Source organism: Streptomyces sp. NPDC030840 (assembly GCF_055572015.1).
On record NZ_JBVIEE010000008.1, the window covers coordinates 266,155 to 283,951 of the forward strand.

A 17,797-nucleotide genomic window follows, 5' to 3' on the forward strand; every position below is an offset into this window, starting at 1 on the left:
CCCGTGCCGTCCACGTCCGGCGAGTTGACGTCCGAGGTGGTGATGGTGCGGTTCACGCCCCTCCCATCGTTTCCTTGAGCTGTACGACGGCGAGCACTCCGAACAGGACGAAGGATCCGGAGAGCAGCACGTTCGCAGTGGTCTTGTTGCGGTACGGCGGCTCGACGCTCCGCCGGTTGAGGAGCACCAGCAGCGCCCCCGACAGCAGCGGCAGGATCAGCGAGCCCACGGCGGCGTACGTCAGCACCAGGGGCACCGGCCGCCCCACGAAGGTGACGGCGACGGCGGCGGCCGCGCAGTAGAGCAGGAACACCCGGAAGGGGCGGCTGTGCTGCGCCATGTGGGGCTCGGCCTGATCGTCCGGAACCCCGCGCAGCGTCCGCAGGGAGTCGGACAGCAGATAGCACAGCGCGTTGAACCCGCCGACCAGCGCGCTCAGCGTCACCAGGAAGAACGTACCCAGGAACAGCACACGGGCCACCGACCCCAGGTCCGCGCCCAGCGGATCGGCGAGCGCGGCCAGTCCCTCGTTGCCGGTGATGGTCCTGCCGCTGCCGAACAGCAGACCCGTGCCCACCACCGTCGTGCAGAGCACGAAGAGGAAGGTGACGGCGTAACTCACCGCGGAGTCGGCCCGCATGACGGGCAGTCGGCTCCGATGCCTCCACCCCTTCTCCCGCACCCAGTAGCTGTACGACGCGATCCCGGCCGTGCCGCCCACCCCGCCGATCAGGGCGAACACCGTCACGAGATCGCCCTCCGGCAGCCTCGGCCGGAGCGAGGAGAACAGCCCGGCCGGGTCGTCGGTGGTGGCGAGCGTGGCCACCGCCAAGACGACCATGCCGAGGAACTTGGCGAGCATGAAGACGCTCATCACCCGCTCGAACAGCGCGTACCGCCCCACGTACACGATGGCCGCGGCCACCAGCGCGACCGCCACGGCCAGCGGCCTGACGGGCAGTGCGGGGAACAGCGTGGACAGCGCCAGTGCCGCCACCGAGCCCAGCGCCGCCCCGTAGAGCAGCCCGATGACCAGGACGAACAGGAAGAACGCGACCGGCAGCCAGCGGCCGACCGACTTCAGGCTCGCGATCACGGTCTGACCGGTCGCCATGTAGAGCCGGCCCACCGACTCGGTGAGCGCGTACTTCAGGACGACGCCGATGAGGATCGCCCACAGCAGGCCCATGCCGTACCCGGCGGCGCCCGCCAGGGACGTCACCATGTCACCGGCACCGACGCTCGCCGCCGCGAGCACCAGGCCGGGGCCGAGGAGCGCCAGTCGCCCGCGCCGGGCGGGTGCGCCCGCGGCGTCGGTGGAGGGAGTCGCTTGCTGCCGTAGGGGACTACCTGGAGTCGTGGTCACGTCAACCATCTCCGTACATCGGGGAGTTACGGGAGTCGGGAGTCATGGGTGGGTGTGCGGCTCGTACGGCACGAGCGACTCTTGCGGCGGGTGCGGAACACTCACGGCAGAGTCCTGCATGGTGACGGAAGGGAACAAGTTTCCCGACGGAGATGACGGAATCAGCCATATGCTGAAGCCGATGGACACACGGCAGACCGCTCCTGTGGCGGATTCGCTGGACCGGCGCATCATCAGCGCCCTGCAGATCGACGGGCGGGCCTCGTGGCACCGCATCGCCGTGACCCTCGGCGAGGCCGAACGCACCGTCGTCCGCCGGGGCAGCCGGCTCCTGGACTCCGGGCTGGTGCGGATCGGGGCGATGACCGTGCGCGGCCGCAGCACCTTCGTCGGCGTGCGCTGCGCACCCGGCCATGCGAGGGTGACCGCCACCGCACTGGCACGCCGCCCCGACTGTGTCTTCGCCCTCGTGCTGACCGGCACCCTCGACTGCGTCGCCGAACTCCGGGGTCCGCGCGACCGCCTCGCCGGCCTGGTGATGGACGAACTGCCTGGCCTGCCGGGTGTGGTGGAGACCCTGACGTTTCCCGTGCTGCGCCATGTGCGCACGATCCGCGAGTGGCACGCGGGCCTGCTCACCGCCGAGCAGGTCGCCGCGCTCGCCGACGGGGACCCGGTGGCTGCGGACCTCGCCGCGGGTGACGTCCTGCCGAACGTCGACGCGTCCCGTGAACTCTCCCGCCCCGACCGGCTGTTCCTTAACGCCCTGGCCGAGGACGGACGCTGCACCTACGAGGAACTCGCCCGGGTCGCCGGTGTCTCCGAGGCCACGGCACGGCGCCGCCTGGGCGTGCTCCGGCGGGAGGGACGGGTGAGGATCCGCGCCGTGATCGAGCCCGCCCTGCTCGGGCTCCCGGTGGAGGCGGTGCTACGGGTGCGCGCCACCCCCTCCCGGGCCGAGGCGGTGGCGACGGCACTGTGCGAGTCCGCCCACGTCCGCTACGTCAGCTTCCTCACCGGCGAACGCCAGCTCCTGGTCCTGACGGCCTTCCCCGACGAGTCGGCCCTCCACGACTTCGTCACACGGGCCCCCTGGCTGACGGACGTGGCGTCCGTGGACGTGTCGATGGTCCTCACCTCACTGAAGCGCGGCGGCATGCTGGCGCCGTGGCTGCGGGGATGACGGGCGGCGGAACGGGGTGCCCGAACGCATCGAACGCGCCGCCGAGGGCCAGGAAGTGGCGCAATCGGACGTTGCGGCGCTCCCTTCCACGGCGGACTCTGAAACGAAAAGTGGGAGCGCTCCCATGCCTGGCGCACCCGCACCCCCACAAGCGAACGCACCCGCATCCCCACATGCGAAGGAAGGCGCGATGAATTGTCATGTACATGATAAAATAGGGCGGGGCCCGTCCCGGCCGGCCCTTCTCCTCGGCGTGCTCGGAGCGGTCCTGCTCTGCCTGATCCCGTGGAGCGGCACCGCCTCAGCCCACGGGTCGGTCGTCGACCCGGCGTCCCGCAACTACGGCTGCTGGCTGCGGTGGGGCAACGACTTCCAGAACCCGGCCATGGAGCAGCAGGATCCGATGTGCTGGCAGGCGTGGCGGGACAACCCGAACGCCATGTGGAACTGGAACGGCCTGTACCGCAACGGCTCGGCCGGCAACTTCCCGGCGGTCGTCCCCGACGGCCAGCTGTGCAGTGGCGGCCGGACCGAAGGCGGGCGTTACAACTCCCTGGACGCCGTGGGCGCCTGGAAGACGACGGACATCGGCGGCAACTTCACCGTGAAGCTGTACGACCAGGCAAGCCACGGCGCGGACTACTTCCTGGTCTACGTCACCCGCCAGGGGTATGACCCCACCAGGCAGCCGCTGAAGTGGAGCGACCTCCAACTGGTCGCCCGCACCGGCAAGTACGCGCCCAGCCAGAACTACTCGATCGACGTGCGGACCTCGGGCCTGACCGGCCGTCACGTCGTCTACACGATCTGGCAGGCGTCGCACATGGACCAGACGTACTTCCTGTGCAGTGACGTGACCTTCCGCTGAACCACCGACTCCCACCGATTCCACCGACTCCCGCCGGGCGCGCGGCGCCCGGCGGGAACCGGCCGCCGTCAGACGGCCAGGACCCGCACCCCCGCCTCCTCGAACCGCCGCACCGTCACCTCGTCCACCGCCGTGTCCGTGACCAGCGTGTCCACCACGTCGGTGGCGCAGATCCACGCGAAGGCACGCTTGCCCAGCTTGCTGGAGTCGGCGGCGACGACGACACGCTCGGCGCGCTCGCACAGCAGACGGTTGATCGCGGCCTCGGCCTCGTCCTGGGCCGCGGCGCCGTGCGTGACGTCGAAGGCGACCACGCCCAGGACGGCCACGTCCATGGTGATCTGGCTCAGCACACCGTCCGCGAGCGGTCCCACGAGCTCGTACGACGACGGACGCGCCACACCACCCGTCAGCACGATCTTGAACTGGGGGCGCACGGCCAGTTCGCTGGCGATGTTGAGGGCGTTGGTGACGATGGTCAGCGCGGGTGACCCGGAGGTGAGATCGGCGCGTACGGCCAGGGCGCGCGCGACCTCCGTGGTGGTCGTGCCGCCGGTCAGGCCCACCGCCTGACCGGGGGAGACGAGTCCCGCGACCGCCTTCGCGACGCGCTGCTTCTCGGAGGCGCGGCGGGCGGTCTTGTAGCGCAGCGGCAGCTCGTACGACACGCCGTGCACGACCGCACCGCCCCGGGTGCGCACCAGCATCTGCTGCTCCGCCAGCTGGTCGAAGTCGCGGCGGATCGTCGCGGCCGACACGCCCAGTGCGACCGCCGCCTCCTCGACCTCCAGCCTGCCCTGCTCGACGAGCAGTTCCAGCAGTGCCTTCCAGCGGGCGTCGCGCGACATCCGCACCCTCCGTCCGTCGGTCTTCCGGCGACCCTAGCGCACTGATGTCCCAGGCTGATGCTTGAGCATGATTGAAAGCTCGCGATACTTTGCAGGAACGAGCATCGGGGAAGGGGTGCGGCATGACCCATGTCGAGGACGAGCTGACCAGCCAGCCCGAGTGCTGGACCCGCGCCGCGCAGGAGGCGGCGGGGCACAGCGGAGTGCTGCCCGCGCCGGGGGAGCGCGTCGCGATCGTGGGGTGCGGGACCTCGTACTTCATGGGGCAGGCGGCCGCGGCCCTGCGCGAGGGGGCAGGCCAGGGCGAGACGGACGCCTTCGCCGCCTCCGAGTTCCCCTACGGCCGCCCGTACGACAGGGTCGTCGCCCTCACCCGCTCCGGCACCACCACCGAGGTACTCGAACTCCTCGACAGGCTGCGTGGCCGCACCCGAACGGTCGCGATCACCGCGGATCAGGACACACCCGTGGCGACGGCCGCCGACGACCTCGCCGTACTCGACTTCGCCGACGAACGGTCCGTCGTCCAGACCCGGTTCGCGACCACCGCCCTCACCCTGCTGCGAGTCCACCTCGGCCTGCACCCGGACACGGCCGTCGCCGACGCGCGCACCGCGCTGGACACCCCGCTGCCCGAAGGCCTCGTCGACTGCACGCAGTTCACCTTCCTGGGCCGCGGCTGGACCGTCGGGCTCGCGAACGAGGCCGCGCTCAAGATGCGCGAGGCCTCACTGGCGTGGGCCGAGGCGTACCCGGCGATGGAGTACCGGCACGGCCCCATCAGCATCAGCACCCGGGGGACCGCGACCTGGATGCTCGGCGAGGCCCCGGAGGGGCTGGCCGGACAGGTGGGCGGCACCGGCGGCTTGTGGGTGGCCGACGGCCTCGACCCGCTCGCCGGACTCGTCCGCGCCCAGCGGCTCGCGGTGGCCGTGGCCGCCGCCCGCGGACTCGACCCGGACCAGCCGCGCCACCTCACCCGCTCGGTGATCCTCGGCACGACCACCCGCTGAACAGGAGGAGTCGTGCCGCTCACCACGACCGGCGAACTGATCACCCGGGCCGCCGCGGCCCGCACCGCGGTCCCCGCGTTCAACGTCATCACCCTGGAGCACGTCGAGGCCGTCGTCGCGGGCGCCGAGTCCGCGGGAGCGCCCGTGGTCCTCCAGATCAGCGAGAACGCGGTCACGTTCCGCGGCGGACGGCTGCTCCCCCTGGCCCGCGCCGCCACCGCCGCCGCCGAACGGGCACAGGTCCCCGTGGCGCTCCACCTCGACCACGTGCAGAGCGACGACCTGCTGCGCCAGGCCGCCGACGCCGGGTTCAGCTCCGTGATGTACGACGCGTCGCGCCTGCCGTACACGCAGAACCTGGCCGCGACCCGGGCCGCTGTGAAGTGGGCGCACGGGCAAGGACTGTGGATCGAGGCGGAGCTGGGCCGGGTGGGCGGGAAGGACTCCGGCCAGACGGGGGCGGGGGCCGGGACGTCAGCGCTCGACGCGCACGCACCCGGCGCCCGCACCGACCCCGACGAGGCGCGCGCCTTCGTCGCCGGCTCCGGCGTGGACGCCCTGGCCGTGGCGATCGGCAGCGTGCACGCGATGACCACGCGCACGGCCACACTCGACCACACCCTGCTGGGGCGTCTGCACGCCGCCCTGGACGTGCCGCTCGTCCTCCACGGCTCCTCCGGCGTCCCCGACGGCGAACTGCGGGCGGCCGTCGCGGGCGGCATCGCCAAGGTCAACATCGGGACGGCGCTCAACGTGGCGATGACGGGCGCGGTCCGGGACTTTCTCACCGCGCACCCGGATGCCGTTGACCCCCGGAAGTACCTTCGCGTGGGACGGGACGCCATGGTGGAGACGGTGACCCGGCTCATCGGTGTGCTGTGCGCGCAGCCTGCCCCCTGACATCCCCTGCTGGTAATTTCTCCCCGTGCGGGAGACGCGGATCCACCTCGGCGAGCCGCCCGTCGTCGCGGCCGTCGGCGTCGGCGTGCACGGCGTCGTGAGCCGCACGGACGTCTTCCGGCTGCCGCGGCTGTGGCAGTTGCACCTCTACCAGTACGACGCCGAACTGACCGTCGACGGCACGGCACACCCCGTCCGCCCCGGCCGGGTCAGTCTCGTACCGCCCGGCACCACGGTCCGCTACCGCTACCAGGGCCGCTCGGAGCACCTCTACGCGCACCTGCGCCTCACACCGGCCGGCCCCGCCCGCACCGTTCCCGTCGTGCAGGACACAGGACCCGAACTGCCCGCCCTCACCGGCCTGTTGCTCCAGGCCGTGGCCTCGGCCGCCCAGACCCCCGAGCGCGCCAGGGCCGAGATCTGGACGGCCCTGTGGCGTGTCGCCCACCTCACCCCGGCCGCCGCGCAGCCGGGCCCCCACCCCGCCGTCACCACGGCGATCGCCCACATCGAGGCCCATCTGGCGGCCCCGCTCACCGTGCCCGACATCGCCCGCGCGGCCGGCGTGTCCCACAACCACCTCACCCGGCTGTTCCGCGCCGAGACGGGCGACACGGTCGTCGGCTACATCCGGCGCCGCAGACTCGACCGGGCCCGCCACCTGCTCCGCGCCACAACCCTCTCGATCCCCGCCGTGGCCGCCTCGGTCGGCATCCCCGACCTCCAGGCCTTCAACAAGGCCTGCCGACGCGAACTGGGCGCCTCGCCGCGCGCCCTGCGGGGGACCGTCGCCTGACGTGACCGCCGCCGGAACCGCCGTCGGGACCCGCCTACCGTTTGACCGCCTTCAGCACCACGAACTTGGCGTCACTGCCGACGAGTTCACTGTTGCCGAAGAGCCGCCGCAGCTTCACGTGGTAGCCGAGGTGCCGGTTGCCGATCACCCACAGCTCGCCGCCGGGCCGCAGCGCGCGCCGGGCGCCCTTGAACATGCGCCACGCCGTGGCGTCCGTCGTCGCCTGGTGGGAGTGGAACGGCGGGTTGTTCAGCACGAGGTCGACGCTGCCGGGCGCGAAGCCCTCCATCCCGTCGCCGACGAGGAACTCCGCCTTCCCTCCGGCCTCGCCCCCGGCGTTCGCCGCGTACGTCGCCTCCGCCGAGGCCACCGCCTGGTACGACTCGTCGACGAACACCACCTCGGCCTCCGGATCGCCCAGCGCCATCGCGGTGCCGACGACCCCGTTGCCGCACCCCAGGTCCACGACACGCCCGGCGCCACGGCCGTGCGGCAGATGCCGGAGGAAGAAGCGAGTGCCGATGTCGAGCCGGTCGGCGCAGAAGACGCCCGCGTGGTTGACGACAGTCCGGCCGGACAACAGACCTGTGTCTCCAGGAAGTTGGTAGGAGTACGGCCACGGGTTGGCGCCCCGCTTCCGAGCGGGGGACGGGTCCGGGGCACAGAGGATCAGCCGGGCCTTCTGCTGCGCGAGGGAAGTGCGGGTGGGGCCGAGGATCCGCTCGAACAGCTTCAGCGTCGAGGTGTGGATCTCCTTGACCATGCCGGTGCCGACGACGACCGTCCCCTCGTGCACGCCCGGCGCGAGCCGGTGCAACTGGTCCTCCAGCAGCGCCAGGCTCTTGGGAACCCGCACGAGCAGCACGTCGATCCGACCAGGAGGCGTGTCCCGGGTGGTCAGGAGCCGTACCGCCCCCTCCTCGACGCCGTTGCGGGCCAGGTTCGCGCGGGTCGCCTCCCGGGCCAGGAACGAGTCGGTGATCTGCGTCGGCCGGTGCGCCGCCAGCGCCGTGGCCAGGGCGCCCCACCGGTCGCCCACCACCACGACAGCCCCTGTCAGCGGTGTCCCGCTCTCCGAGAGGTGACGCAGCAGATACGCGTCGGCCGCGTCCCAGGCACGCAGCCGGTCGCGGTGATCCTCGGGGAAGCGGGCCAGTTCGTACTCGGCCCAGGGAGCGGTCATACGGTCGTTCATCGTGAGCCCAGGCTAGCCGAGCCGTGGCGCACGGCTTTCCTCCGATCCTGTCAGTGGGCTGCGTGATGATGGGCCCATGGACGCCGAGCTGTTCCCCCGGAGCCGTACGGAGATCGCGCCGGGCGCCGTGCACGTCCCGGACTGGCTGGACGCGGAGCACCAGCGACGGCTCGTGGAGGCCTGCCGCGAGTGGGCCCGGCCGCCCGCCGGACTCCGTACGGTCCGCACGCCCGGCGGAGGCACGATGGCCGCCCGGCAGGTCTGCCTCGGCTGGCACTGGTATCCGTACGCGTACGCCCGCACGGTCGTCGACGGCGACGGCGCGCCGGTCAAGCCGTTCCCCGAGTGGCTGGGTGAGCTGGGCCGGAGCGCGGTCGCGGACGCGCTCGGTCCCGAGGCGGCCCGAAGCCCGTACGACATCGCCCTGATCAACTTCTACGAGGGCGACGCACGCATGGGCATGCACCGCGACAGCGACGAGAAGTCGGACGCGCCGGTGGTGTCGTTGAGCCTCGGTGACACCTGCGTCTTCCGGTTCGGCAACACCGAGTCCCGGTCCCGGCCGTACACGGACGTCGAGCTCCGCAGCGGCGACCTCTTCGTCTTCGGCGGAACGTCGCGCCTCGCGTACCACGGGGTACCGAGGGTGTACCCGGCCACGGCGCCGCAGGCCCTGGGACTGGCGGGACGCCTGAACATCACGCTGCGGGTGAGCGGCTTCGGGACCTGCGGCGTTTCGTGAAATACAGCCCCTCCGGCGTTTGAGGAGCGGGGGCAAGGGGCCGGCCCCGAACACGGGGCCCGGGGCGGAGCCCCGAAAGCGGGGTCGAAGGGGCGGCGCCCCTGGTGATGGGACGGGTAGGGGCGGCGGGGGCGAAAACCCTCGCCCCCAGTCCGGCACCCGACACGCCCCACGCACCGATCATGGGAGACTCGCCCTCATGGACGGCAAGGCGGCCCCCAGGGCGACGGGCACGGGCGAAGGGACCACACGCACACGACTGGACCGGGGGCGCGGCGCGCTCGGCCCGGCGCTGGAGCTCGTGCACACCGGCCGGGCACCCACCCGAGCCGTACTCACCGCCGAACTCGGCGTCACCCGTGCGACCGCCGGCGCCGTCGCCGCCGAACTGGAAGCACTCGGCCTCATCCGCGTCGACGCACACCCGGGCGCCGCCGCCGGCTCCCAGGGCCGCCCCTCGCACCGGCTGGAGGTCGCCGAAGAGGGACCCGTCGCGCTCGCCGCGCAGGTCCACGCCGACGGCTGGCGCGCGGCGCTCGTCGGCCTCGGCGGCCGGATCGTCGCCACGGCCCCCGGCTGTGAGACCGTCGACGCCGACCCGGCGAAGGTGCTCGGCTCGGTCGTCGACGCCGGCGCCGAGCTGCTGCACGACACCGGACGCAGATGCGTGGGCGCCGGTCTCGCCGTGCCGTCGGCGGTCGCCGAACCGGAAGGGCTGGCTCTCAACCCGCTGCACCTCGCGTGGCCCGCGGGCGCGCCCGTCCGGGAGATCTTCGCCGAGCGGGTGCGCGCGGCCGGGATCGAGCAACCGGCGTTCGCGGCCAACGACGTCAACCTCGCCGCGCTCGCCGAACACCGGCACGGCGCGGGACGCGGCTCCCGCGACCTGCTGTGCGTGGCCACCGGCCACCGGGGCGTGGGCGGCGCGCTCGTGCTCGACGGCCGTCTGCACTCGGGGAGTTCGGGCCTCGCCCTGGAGGTCGGCCACCTCACGGTCAATCCCGAGGGCCGCCCCTGCCACTGCGGCAGCCGCGGCTGCCTCGACGTGGAGGCGGACCCGCTGGCCTTCCTCACCGCGGCGGGCCGCGATCCCGGCCCCGAGGTGTCGCTGCTCAAGCAGGCCGACGACCTGATCCGCACCCGGTACACGGACCCGCACGTCCGAACGGCCACCGAGGAGCTGATCGACCGGCTGGGCCTGGGCCTCGCGGGTCTGGTCAACATCCTCAACCCGGACCGCATCATCCTCGGCGGCCTGCACCGTACGCTCCTCGACGCCGACCCCGAGCGGCTGCGCGCGGTCGTCGCCGACCGGAGTCTGTGGGGACAGAGCGGGGGCGTACCGATCCTGGCCTGCACACTGGACCACAACAGTCTCGTGGGAGCCGCCGAGCTGGCCTGGCAGCCGGTCCTCGACGACCCCCTCGCGGCACTGGCCTGAGCACCCAGACACACAAACGCGGCACGTCGCAGAGGAGCACACGCCGGACGACGCCCGGATCACCGCGATCCGGGGTCAGCAGTTTCGGTCCGGCACCCGGATGGCGTCTCTGTCGGCCTGGGCGTGTCGCTGCGGCCGCGAGGCCCTCGCGTACTCCCCGTGGGGTACACGCACTGCCGCCGGCCGTACGACGACCCGGCCCCCTTCCCGGCGCGAATCTCGAGACAGCTCGGAAAACGCGACCTGAGGAGATGAGTCCGGCATGCAGACCCTCGCGCACTGGGACGGCGGGCCCGGCCCGTGGTTCCTGTTCTTCCCGCTGGTCTGGGCCCTTGTCGCCGTCGGCGCCGTGGCCGTCCTCCGCCGCACCGTCCGGCACGGCCGACGCCCCTGGCGTCCGGCGAACGACTCCCGCCCGGCCGGCGACTCGCCCATGGCCGTCCTCGGCCGCCGGTTCGCCTCCGGTGAGATCGACGAGGAGGAGTACTGGCGCCGGGTGTCCGTCCTGGACGAGCACTTCGGCCGTGCGGGAAAGGGGTGAGCGTCGTTGGCGCACCGCGTCGCCGGGGCACGCACGTTCGCCGGCCGGCCCGGCGTCGTGTGCGCCGGCGACAGAGGTGAAGGTGACCGCCGTCGTGTCGGACGCACGACGGCGGTCACCCGTTCACCGCCCGGTCAGCCTGCGACGGCGGACCGGGCGGGAGCGTGTTCGGCCCTGCTGCGCCGTCGGGCGGGGGGCCGGTGGCTCGTGGCGTACCGCGAACGCTTGGGCGCCGCGACGGAGTCGGAGTGGGCCGGCAGGGTGAACCACACGACCTTGCCCGACTCGCCGTGCGGCCGGGCGCCCCAGCTCTCGCTCACCGCGGCGACCAGCGCGAGGCCGCGGCCGCAGGTGGCGGAGGGCTCGGCGTCCTGTACCACCGGCAGGCGCGGGTCGTTGTCACGTACCGAGACCGTCAGCCGGTCGAGCAGCAGTTCGATCTCCACCGTGCACAGCTTGTCCGGCTCGGCGTGCCGGTGGACGTTGGTCAGCAGCTCGGTCACTCCGAGTGCCGCCCGGTCGATGAGGAAATCCAGATGCCAGTAGCGCAGTTGCGCAGAGACGATTCTGCGGACCTGGCCGATCCGCGACGGCAGGGCTTGGAGCTCCACCGTGCAGTGCCTGCTTGGCTTGCTGATCACGGCTGCGACTCCCCGAATTGAGGTCCGGAAGAAGACGGAGAACGGATCCAGCGAGGTGGCTGCGGGACAGTCGCCGCCTGCTGCGGGCGACCGCGCTCTGCGGCCGCCTCTCTTGGCGCGGAGTGGCTGCGTACGACGGCCGCCCGCGGTCGCGACCGGCGGCTGGTTCGCAGCGTTATCGCCGGTAAACCCAGAGTGACGTGAGATCAGCGTGACCCAGGAGGGTCGATCCCGCAACTCGCGGCTCCTCAGCCGCCGCGTCCCGCGGCCTTGCGTACCGCCTCGATGAACCGCCGGGCCGAGGGCGGCCCGGGCTTGCCCGGAGCGGGGTCGGTCTCACCGAGGGTCAGCGTGTAGCGCGTGCCGTTCACATCGGCCAACGCCCGGTCCTCGTGGGCGAACCAGGGCTTCGACGCGCGCACCGCCTGCACCGGCGCGCTGTCGATCTCGCTGCCGTAGCTCGTCAGCAACTGCAGCCTGCCGTCCCTGATCCGCACCTGTCCGGCCCGTGTCAGCGAGCGCAGCCTCTTCCCGATCCGCACTCCTGTGGCCGTGAACTCCGGCTCCGCCATGTTGCCCCGCCCCCTCGTGCGCGTCGGCTCTGCTCTGTCATGAACCCGCGTGGTTCGTTATCCAGTGTGCGGGCCCCGTTCGAGTGTGCATCCCCGTCCGGGCGTCTCGGCCCCTGCGGTGCAGTCTGCACGTCGACGGCGTCGAGCACCAGTGCCAACGGCGCAGCGGGGGCGCGGCCGGGGGAGCACTCGGAGCATGCGCCCCCGTGCGCCCGCGCACTGCCTGCCACAGGGGCGCTTTGAGATGCTCAAAGGGGCGTTTATGCAGGTGAGAAGCGTGCGCCCGCTGTTTATGATCGAGGGCGTCCGACCGTGCGACCCGCAGTCGGTAAGACGCGGAAGGAGCCGCCGTGAGCACCCCTCACCCCAGCTTGACCGGTACACCCCTCGACACCCTCGACGTCGACCACAGCGACGCGGAATACCGGGCGTGGCTCAAGGAGGCCGTCCGCAAGGTCCAGGCCGACGCCCAGCGCTCGGCCGACACCCATCTGCTCTCCTTCCCCCTCCCTGAGCAGTGGGGCATCGACCTGTACCTGAAGGACGAGTCGACCCACCCCACCGGCAGCCTCAAGCACCGTCTGGCCCGCTCCCTCTTCCTCTACGGCCTGTGCAACGGCTGGATCCGGCCGGGCCGCCCGGTGATCGAGGCCTCCAGCGGCTCGACGGCCGTATCCGAGGCGTACTTCGCGAAGCTCATCGGCGTGCCCTTCGTCGCCGTCATGCCGCGCACGACCAGCGCCGAGAAGTGCCGGCTGATCGAGTTCCACGGCGGACGATGTCACTTCGTGGACGACCCGCGGAAGATGTACGAGGCGTCAGCCGCCCTCGCGGCCGAGACCGGCGGCCACTACATGGACCAGTTCACCTACGCCGAACGGGCCACCGACTGGCGGGGCAACAACAACATCGCCGAATCCATCTTCCGCCAGCTGGAGTTGGAGCGCTTCCCCGAGCCCGCGTGGATCGTCGCCACCGCCGGCACCGGCGGCACCTCGGCGACCATCGCGCGCTACGTCCACTACATGCAGTACGACACCCGCGTCTGCGTCGCCGACCCGGAGAACTCCTGCTTCTTCGAGGGCTGGACGACCAGCGACCCCGACGTCACCTGCGACTGCGGCTCCCGCATCGAGGGCATCGGCCGCCCGCGCATGGAGCCCAGTTTCGTCCCCGGCGCCATCGACCGGATGATGAAGGTCCCGGACGCGGCGAGTGTCGCGGCCGTACGGGCCCTGGAGGCGGCCATCGGCCGCAAGGCGGGCGGCTCCACGGGCACCGGACTGTGGAGCGCCCTGAAGATCGTGGCGGAGATGGTGGCCGAGGGACGCCGGGGGAGTGTGGTGACACTGCTCTGCGACCCGGGCGACCGCTACCTGGACAAGTACTACTCGGACGCGTGGCTGGAGGAGCAGGGGCTGGACATCAGGCCGTACGCGATGGCGATCGAGTCCTTGCTGGAGACGGGGGAGTGGCCGGACCAGGGCGGCTTGCCTGCTTCCGGGCGCGGTACCGCGTCCCTTGAGGGGCGCGGGGCTGTATCGAATATGCGGCTCCGCCGCGTGGGCGCGACCAGTCACGAACGGCCCGTGGCTCCCCAGTAGCCGTAGCTACCTCACCGCCAACCGCCGATCCAACGCGGTGACCGAATCACGAAACGCCCGTTGCAGCCCCGGCCGAGCAAGCCTCAAGGCAAACCGAAACGCCACGGACCCATCAGCCCCCCAGCTCCACCGAACCCGCGTCCCCTCCCCGGCAGGGGCAAGCCGCCACTCCTCCAGCAACGCCCCCACCCCCGGCACATTCGCCTCGTCCACCCGGTACGCGTACACCCCGGAGGGCTCCGCCGCGACGATCGTCTCCAGGAAGCGGGCCCCACCCCTCAGCCGGACCTCGCGCCGGGTACCGTCCCCGACCGGACGGGCGTACGCAACGCCCGTGAACCACTCGCGCCAGCCCGGCACGTCCTCGGCCATGGCCCGGAACACCGCGTCCGGAGGCGCGGACATCTCACGTGAGAACACGAACCGCACGGGTGCGGTCCCGACGAAGTCGAGCCCGACCGGACGCAGACGGCGCACCATGGACGTGACCCCCTCATGGAACGGGCCGCCCCGGACGGCAGGGCGGTCGACCGAGCAGCGTCACCATAGCTGGCGGACCGTCAGATGTCTGTACCGTCCTCCCCGGGCTCCCCCGCGACCACGAGCCGCCTGAGGTGCTCCGAGATCTCCGCCCGCGCCGCGGCCGGCAGCCCGGCGTCGGTGACCAGGGTGTCGACCTGATCCAGGGACGCGAAGGAACTCAGCCCCACCGTGCCCCACTTGGTGTGGTCGGCCACCACGACGACACGCCGTGCGGACTGCACGAGCCGCCGGTTCGTCTCGGCCTCCGCCAGGTTCGGTGTCGACAGGCCGGCCTCGACCGATATCCCGTGCACCCCCAGGAACAGCACGTCGAAGTGGAGCGCGGCGATCGCCTGGTCCGCCACGGGACCCACGAGCGAGTCCGAAGGAGTCCGCACCCCACCGGTCAGCACGACGGTGGCCGCACCCTGCCGCTGACCCGAGCTGCGCTGCGAGGCATGGAAGACATCGGCCACACGCACGGAGTTGGTGACCACGGTCAGGTCCGGCACGTCCAGCAGCCGGTGCGCCAGCGCGAACGTCGTCGTACCCCCGGACAGCGCGATCGCCGTCCCCGGCGCGACCAGCTCTGCCGCGGCCCGGGCGATGTCCTCCTTGGCGGTCAGTTCCAGCCCGGACTTGGCCTCGAAGCCCGGCTCGTGTGTGCTCGCCTCGGCCACCGGCACCGCGCCGCCGTGCACCTTCTCCACCGCGCCCTGACGGGCCAGCGCGTCGAGGTCCCGGCGCACCGTCATGTCGGACACGCCGAGCTTGCGCGTCAGCTCGTTGACCCGTACCCCGCCGCGCCGCCGCACCTCGTCGAGGATCAGGGCGCGGCGCTGCTCCGCGAGGAGGTTCTGGTTCTCACTCACGCCCGCTCCGGTCCATTCGCCCCATCACGCCTCCATACCCCCTCCGACGAGCACATTCTCCCCGTCCCCGGTCCCGAGGACGTCCCATACTCGCACGCCCCGGCACCGGAGGCGTCCCTGCCGGTTACTACGTGGACACGTCACACGGTTCGCCTCGGAACCTCGGTTCTGTCCCGGATCGGGGGAGATTCGGTGTCGAGGGGTGTAGACCGGGCCCGGAGCGGAGATCATGTGCCTGCACATCACACCTGCCATGGGCGTCATCACGGGGGAAAGGCAGAACAGTGGCGAGTGCGACCGAGCATGCCCCGACGGGAGAGCAGGATGGACCGGACCGGTCGCCCGCACCGGCCGGAGCGGCCCTCGAACTGCTGGTGCACGGCGTGGGCGGCACCACACCCGAGGAGATGCTGAACGATCCGCGGACAGTCCGGATCACCGGCGACCGGACCGCCGCCGTCTTCCGGCGCGTCGACGACGCCGACGCGGAGGACCGCCCCGAGGACTACCGCGGCAAGCCCGTGCCCGAGGCGTACGTCTGGTGCAACCTGACCTCCGGAAACGGCTCCCGCGCCCTGTGGCTGCTGCTCCTGCCGTTCATGGTCGTCAACCTGGCCCACTGGATGCGCCCCGCGACCAGGGGCCGGCGGCGGACGGTCCGTCTGTACGGCCTGCTCGTCCGGCTCGCCGGGCTGACCCTGACCGTGCTGCTCGTCGCCGCCGCCTGTGAGGTGGCCCTCGACCTGACCGCCTGGCAGTGCGCGGGCACTCCCGCGTGCGCCGAGGACCACACATGGCTCGGCTTCCTGTCGCCCGAGGTGTCCGGCGACGGCTGGTGGAGCCCGCCCGGCCGTCGCCTCGCCCTGGCCTCCCTGGTACCCACCGCGCTCACCGGGCTGCTGTGGTACCTGTCCCACCGCACATGGATCGCGTACGAGTCCCAGAGGCCGATGAACCACCGGGCCGAACCCGACGACGACACCACGGCCGACCGCACCGCGCTCGGCCGCCCCGGCTTCTGGTACGGGCGTCGTCTGGTCGCCCGGCTGCGCGCCGCGCACACCGCGGCGGGCTTCCTGACGGTCGCCGCGGCCGTCGGCACCTCCGCGGCCCGCTACGACCGCCGGCCCGGCGGCTCCGCCCTGCTGGAGGGGCTGGGCCTGCTGCTGGACGGGCTGCTCCTGGCGGGCGCCGTCGTCGTGGTGTGGGTGGTGTGCCGACGGGGCCGCAGCGAGAACCGCCTCGACAGGGAGCTCGACAGGACCCTGGTGCGATGGCTGCCCGTGGGTTCGCTCGTCCTGCTCGCCCTCGCCATGGTGTACGCGGGCTGGTCGCGCCCCGGGTGGCGGTCGCAGGGGCGGCTGCCGGGTGACATGACGTTCGGCGGGATCGCCCTCACGCAGGGGGTTCTCGTCGTCGTGCTCGCCGCCGTCGCCCACGTCCTGTACCGCTCCCACCCCGACGCGCGCACCGCGATGCGCGGCCTGGCGGGGCCCGCCGTCGCCATGCTCGCCTGCGCGCTCGGCGGAGTGATGTCCGGCGGGGTGGCCCAGCGCGTCGCCGACTGGCTGAACGGCACCGGCGACTCGATGCTCGGCCCTCCCGTGCTGCTGACCTGGCAGGCGTCCGTCATTCCGCCCCTCCTGGTGGTCGTACTGTTGCTCGTCGGTTGGCTGGCGTGGCGCACATGGGTGCTGCGGCGCGGCGAACTGGCGGCGGTGGAGCGGGAGTACGAGCTGAAGGAGGCCCACAGGCGGTCGGCGCAGGAGGAGCCGGCCGAGTGGGTGGACGAGGAGCAGGAGCGCCAGGACACGGCCCGCACCCGCCGCATCGCCGGGACGCGCGCCATGGCCGCCCTCACCGACCGGGCTCCCCGCGTGGTCGGCGTCATCTCGGCCGTCACACTGCTCCTGGGCATCGGCGCTCTGGTGGGCGCCACGATCACTCAGAAGGTTCCGGGCGAGGCAGCGCGCGGCGCGCCCCCCTTCGTGGCGGGTGCGGCCGACACCGCGCAGGCTCTCGGGTCCTGGCTGATCGGCTTCGGATTCGTCCTCTTCGTGGCGTCCGGCCGCCGCGCCTACAAGGACGCCTCCGCGCGCCGCACCATCGGCATCCTCTGGGACGTCGGCACGTTCTGGCCGCGCGCCGCCCATCCCTTCGCACCGCCCTGCTACGCCGAGCGTGCCGTGCCCGACCTGACCTGGCGCATGGCGACGTGGACAGGGGCCACCGGCGGGCGGCTCGTGCTCTCCGGGCATTCCCAGGGCAGCGTCCTCGCGGCGGCCGCCGCCTGGCAGCTGACACCGTCGGTGCGGGGGCGGGTCGCGCTGCTCACCTACGGCTCACCGCTGGAGCGGCTGTACGGACGCTGGTTCCCGGCCCACTTCGGCCCGCACGCCCTCGGCTCCCTCCACCGCGAGGTGGACTGCTGGCGCAACCTGTACCGCCCGACCGACCCCATCGGGGGCCCGGTGCGCCTGCCCGGTGGCTGCGGCCCCGGGGTCGACGCCGAGCCGCTCAGGGATCCTCTCGCCTACGGCCGCACGCCGGCCCAACCGCTGCCGGCCCCGATCCTCGGCCACTCCGACTACCAGGCCGATCCGGCCTTCGCGGAGGAACGCAAGCGGCTGCTGGACCGCATCGGTCCGGAGGTGCCGGTCCCGCGCGACGGGGAGTGAGCCCACCGGCGCCCG

The 17,797-nt window shown here is 72.4% G+C and carries 16 protein-coding genes and 1 pseudogene; 10 read left to right on the forward strand and 7 right to left on the reverse strand.

Annotated features, from left to right (window positions below):
• Window positions 1-52: 52 nt before the first annotated feature.
• Entirely contained in the window at window positions 53-1,375 is a 1,323-nt protein-coding gene (locus ACZ49J_RS19995) for an Nramp family divalent metal transporter (RefSeq protein ID WP_467449624.1), read from the reverse strand.
• Between the two features lie 172 nt (window positions 1,376-1,547).
• Between ACZ49J_RS19995 and ACZ49J_RS20000 the strand changes: the two genes are divergently transcribed.
• A complete protein-coding gene (locus ACZ49J_RS20000) occupies window positions 1,548-2,549 on the forward strand; it encodes an Lrp/AsnC family transcriptional regulator (protein ID WP_467449626.1) in 1,002 nt (333 codons plus the stop codon).
• A gap of 190 nt (window positions 2,550-2,739) precedes the next feature.
• Window positions 2,740-3,417, forward strand: coding sequence for a lytic polysaccharide monooxygenase auxiliary activity family 9 protein (locus ACZ49J_RS20005; protein WP_467449627.1), 678 nt, complete (start codon window positions 2,740-2,742; stop codon window positions 3,415-3,417).
• A gap of 68 nt (window positions 3,418-3,485) precedes the next feature.
• Here the strand turns inward: ACZ49J_RS20005 and ACZ49J_RS20010 are convergent, their stop codons facing one another.
• On the reverse strand, window positions 3,486-4,265 hold the full coding sequence (locus ACZ49J_RS20010; RefSeq protein WP_467449629.1) for a DeoR/GlpR family DNA-binding transcription regulator: 780 nt from the start codon (window positions 4,263-4,265) through the stop codon (window positions 3,486-3,488).
• A 122-nt stretch (window positions 4,266-4,387) separates the two neighbouring features.
• Here ACZ49J_RS20010 and ACZ49J_RS20015 point away from each other — a divergent pair, with 122 nt between their 5' ends.
• Genes ACZ49J_RS20015 through ACZ49J_RS20025 form a run of 3 tightly spaced genes read left to right on the forward strand, consistent with a single transcriptional unit; the run spans window position 4,388 to window position 6,974 of the window.
• Window positions 4,388-5,278: an SIS domain-containing protein gene (locus ACZ49J_RS20015; RefSeq protein WP_467449631.1), complete on the forward strand. Its 891-nt coding sequence runs from the start codon at window positions 4,388-4,390 to the stop codon at window positions 5,276-5,278.
• 12 nt (window positions 5,279-5,290) lie between these two features.
• Window positions 5,291-6,178: a class II fructose-bisphosphate aldolase gene (locus tag ACZ49J_RS20020; protein WP_467449632.1), complete on the forward strand. Its 888-nt coding sequence runs from the start codon at window positions 5,291-5,293 to the stop codon at window positions 6,176-6,178.
• 25 nt (window positions 6,179-6,203) lie between these two features.
• The gene (locus ACZ49J_RS20025; protein WP_467449634.1) at window positions 6,204-6,974 is read left to right on the forward strand and encodes an AraC family transcriptional regulator; all 771 of its coding nucleotides are present in this window, start codon (window positions 6,204-6,206) and stop codon (window positions 6,972-6,974) included.
• Window positions 6,975-7,008: 34 nt separating this feature from the next.
• Here ACZ49J_RS20025 and ACZ49J_RS20030 read toward each other — a convergent pair whose 3' ends face one another.
• The gene (locus tag ACZ49J_RS20030) at window positions 7,009-8,169 is read right to left on the reverse strand and encodes a methyltransferase (protein WP_467449635.1); all 1,161 of its coding nucleotides are present in this window, start codon (window positions 8,167-8,169) and stop codon (window positions 7,009-7,011) included.
• A gap of 76 nt (window positions 8,170-8,245) precedes the next feature.
• Here ACZ49J_RS20030 and ACZ49J_RS20035 point away from each other — a divergent pair, with 76 nt between their 5' ends.
• From ACZ49J_RS20035 to ACZ49J_RS20045, 3 genes are all read left to right on the forward strand, one after another.
• Complete coding sequence (locus ACZ49J_RS20035; protein ID WP_467449637.1) at window positions 8,246-8,911, forward strand: alpha-ketoglutarate-dependent dioxygenase AlkB family protein; 666 nt, start codon at window positions 8,246-8,248, stop codon at window positions 8,909-8,911.
• Between the two features lie 199 nt (window positions 8,912-9,110).
• On the forward strand, window positions 9,111-10,352 hold the full coding sequence (locus tag ACZ49J_RS20040; protein WP_467449638.1) for an ROK family protein: 1,242 nt from the start codon (window positions 9,111-9,113) through the stop codon (window positions 10,350-10,352).
• A 262-nt stretch (window positions 10,353-10,614) separates the two neighbouring features.
• Window positions 10,615-10,893: an SHOCT domain-containing protein gene (locus tag ACZ49J_RS20045; RefSeq protein WP_467449640.1), complete on the forward strand. Its 279-nt coding sequence runs from the start codon at window positions 10,615-10,617 to the stop codon at window positions 10,891-10,893.
• A 134-nt stretch (window positions 10,894-11,027) separates the two neighbouring features.
• Here the strand turns inward: ACZ49J_RS20045 and ACZ49J_RS20050 are convergent, their stop codons facing one another.
• On the reverse strand, window positions 11,028-11,534 hold the full coding sequence (locus ACZ49J_RS20050) for an ATP-binding protein (RefSeq protein WP_467449641.1): 507 nt from the start codon (window positions 11,532-11,534) through the stop codon (window positions 11,028-11,030).
• A gap of 248 nt (window positions 11,535-11,782) precedes the next feature.
• Entirely contained in the window at window positions 11,783-12,106 is a 324-nt protein-coding gene (locus ACZ49J_RS20055; protein ID WP_467449642.1) for a hypothetical protein, read from the reverse strand.
• Window positions 12,107-12,456: 350 nt separating this feature from the next.
• Here ACZ49J_RS20055 and cds1 point away from each other — a divergent pair.
• Window positions 12,457-13,587 (forward strand): annotated as a pseudogene (gene cds1, locus ACZ49J_RS20060) (L-cysteine desulfhydrase Cds1); the annotation flags it as partial.
• Between the two features lie 129 nt (window positions 13,588-13,716).
• On the opposite strand, the gene ACZ49J_RS20065 reads toward cds1, so the two are convergent.
• Both ACZ49J_RS20065 and ACZ49J_RS20070 read right to left on the reverse strand, forming a co-directional pair.
• A complete protein-coding gene (locus ACZ49J_RS20065) occupies window positions 13,717-14,190 on the reverse strand; it encodes an SRPBCC family protein (protein ID WP_467449644.1) in 474 nt (157 codons plus the stop codon).
• A gap of 80 nt (window positions 14,191-14,270) precedes the next feature.
• The gene (locus ACZ49J_RS20070; protein ID WP_467449646.1) at window positions 14,271-15,104 is read right to left on the reverse strand and encodes a DeoR/GlpR family DNA-binding transcription regulator; all 834 of its coding nucleotides are present in this window, start codon (window positions 15,102-15,104) and stop codon (window positions 14,271-14,273) included.
• A gap of 407 nt (window positions 15,105-15,511) precedes the next feature.
• Here ACZ49J_RS20070 and ACZ49J_RS20075 point away from each other — a divergent pair, with 407 nt between their 5' ends.
• Entirely contained in the window at window positions 15,512-17,782 is a 2,271-nt protein-coding gene (locus ACZ49J_RS20075; protein WP_467449781.1) for a hypothetical protein, read from the forward strand.
• Window positions 17,783-17,797 lie beyond the last annotated feature (15 nt).

What these genes read in the sequence shown, in the direction of transcription:
- ACZ49J_RS20030 (WP_467449635.1), bottom strand. Translation starts at nt 8,169, where the DNA reads ATGAACGACCGTATGACCGCTCCCTGGGCCGAGTACGAACTGGCCCGC.
- ACZ49J_RS20065 (WP_467449644.1), bottom strand. Translation starts at nt 14,190, where the DNA reads ATGGTGCGCCGTCTGCGTCCGGTCGGGCTCGACTTCGTCGGGACCGCA.
- ACZ49J_RS19995 (WP_467449624.1), bottom strand. Translation starts at nt 1,375, where the DNA reads ATGGTTGACGTGACCACGACTCCAGGTAGTCCCCTACGGCAGCAAGCG.
- ACZ49J_RS20015 (WP_467449631.1), top strand. Translation starts at nt 4,388, where the DNA reads ATGACCCATGTCGAGGACGAGCTGACCAGCCAGCCCGAGTGCTGGACC.
- ACZ49J_RS20010 (WP_467449629.1), bottom strand. Translation starts at nt 4,265, where the DNA reads ATGTCGCGCGACGCCCGCTGGAAGGCACTGCTGGAACTGCTCGTCGAG.
- ACZ49J_RS20055 (WP_467449642.1), bottom strand. Translation starts at nt 12,106, where the DNA reads ATGGCGGAGCCGGAGTTCACGGCCACAGGAGTGCGGATCGGGAAGAGG.
- ACZ49J_RS20045 (WP_467449640.1), top strand. Translation starts at nt 10,615, where the DNA reads ATGCAGACCCTCGCGCACTGGGACGGCGGGCCCGGCCCGTGGTTCCTG.
- ACZ49J_RS20035 (WP_467449637.1), top strand. Translation starts at nt 8,246, where the DNA reads ATGGACGCCGAGCTGTTCCCCCGGAGCCGTACGGAGATCGCGCCGGGC.
- ACZ49J_RS20005 (WP_467449627.1), top strand. Translation starts at nt 2,740, where the DNA reads ATGAATTGTCATGTACATGATAAAATAGGGCGGGGCCCGTCCCGGCCG.
- ACZ49J_RS20000 (WP_467449626.1), top strand. Translation starts at nt 1,548, where the DNA reads ATGGACACACGGCAGACCGCTCCTGTGGCGGATTCGCTGGACCGGCGC.
- ACZ49J_RS20075 (WP_467449781.1), top strand. Translation starts at nt 15,512, where the DNA reads ATGCTGAACGATCCGCGGACAGTCCGGATCACCGGCGACCGGACCGCC.
- ACZ49J_RS20040 (WP_467449638.1), top strand. Translation starts at nt 9,111, where the DNA reads ATGGACGGCAAGGCGGCCCCCAGGGCGACGGGCACGGGCGAAGGGACC.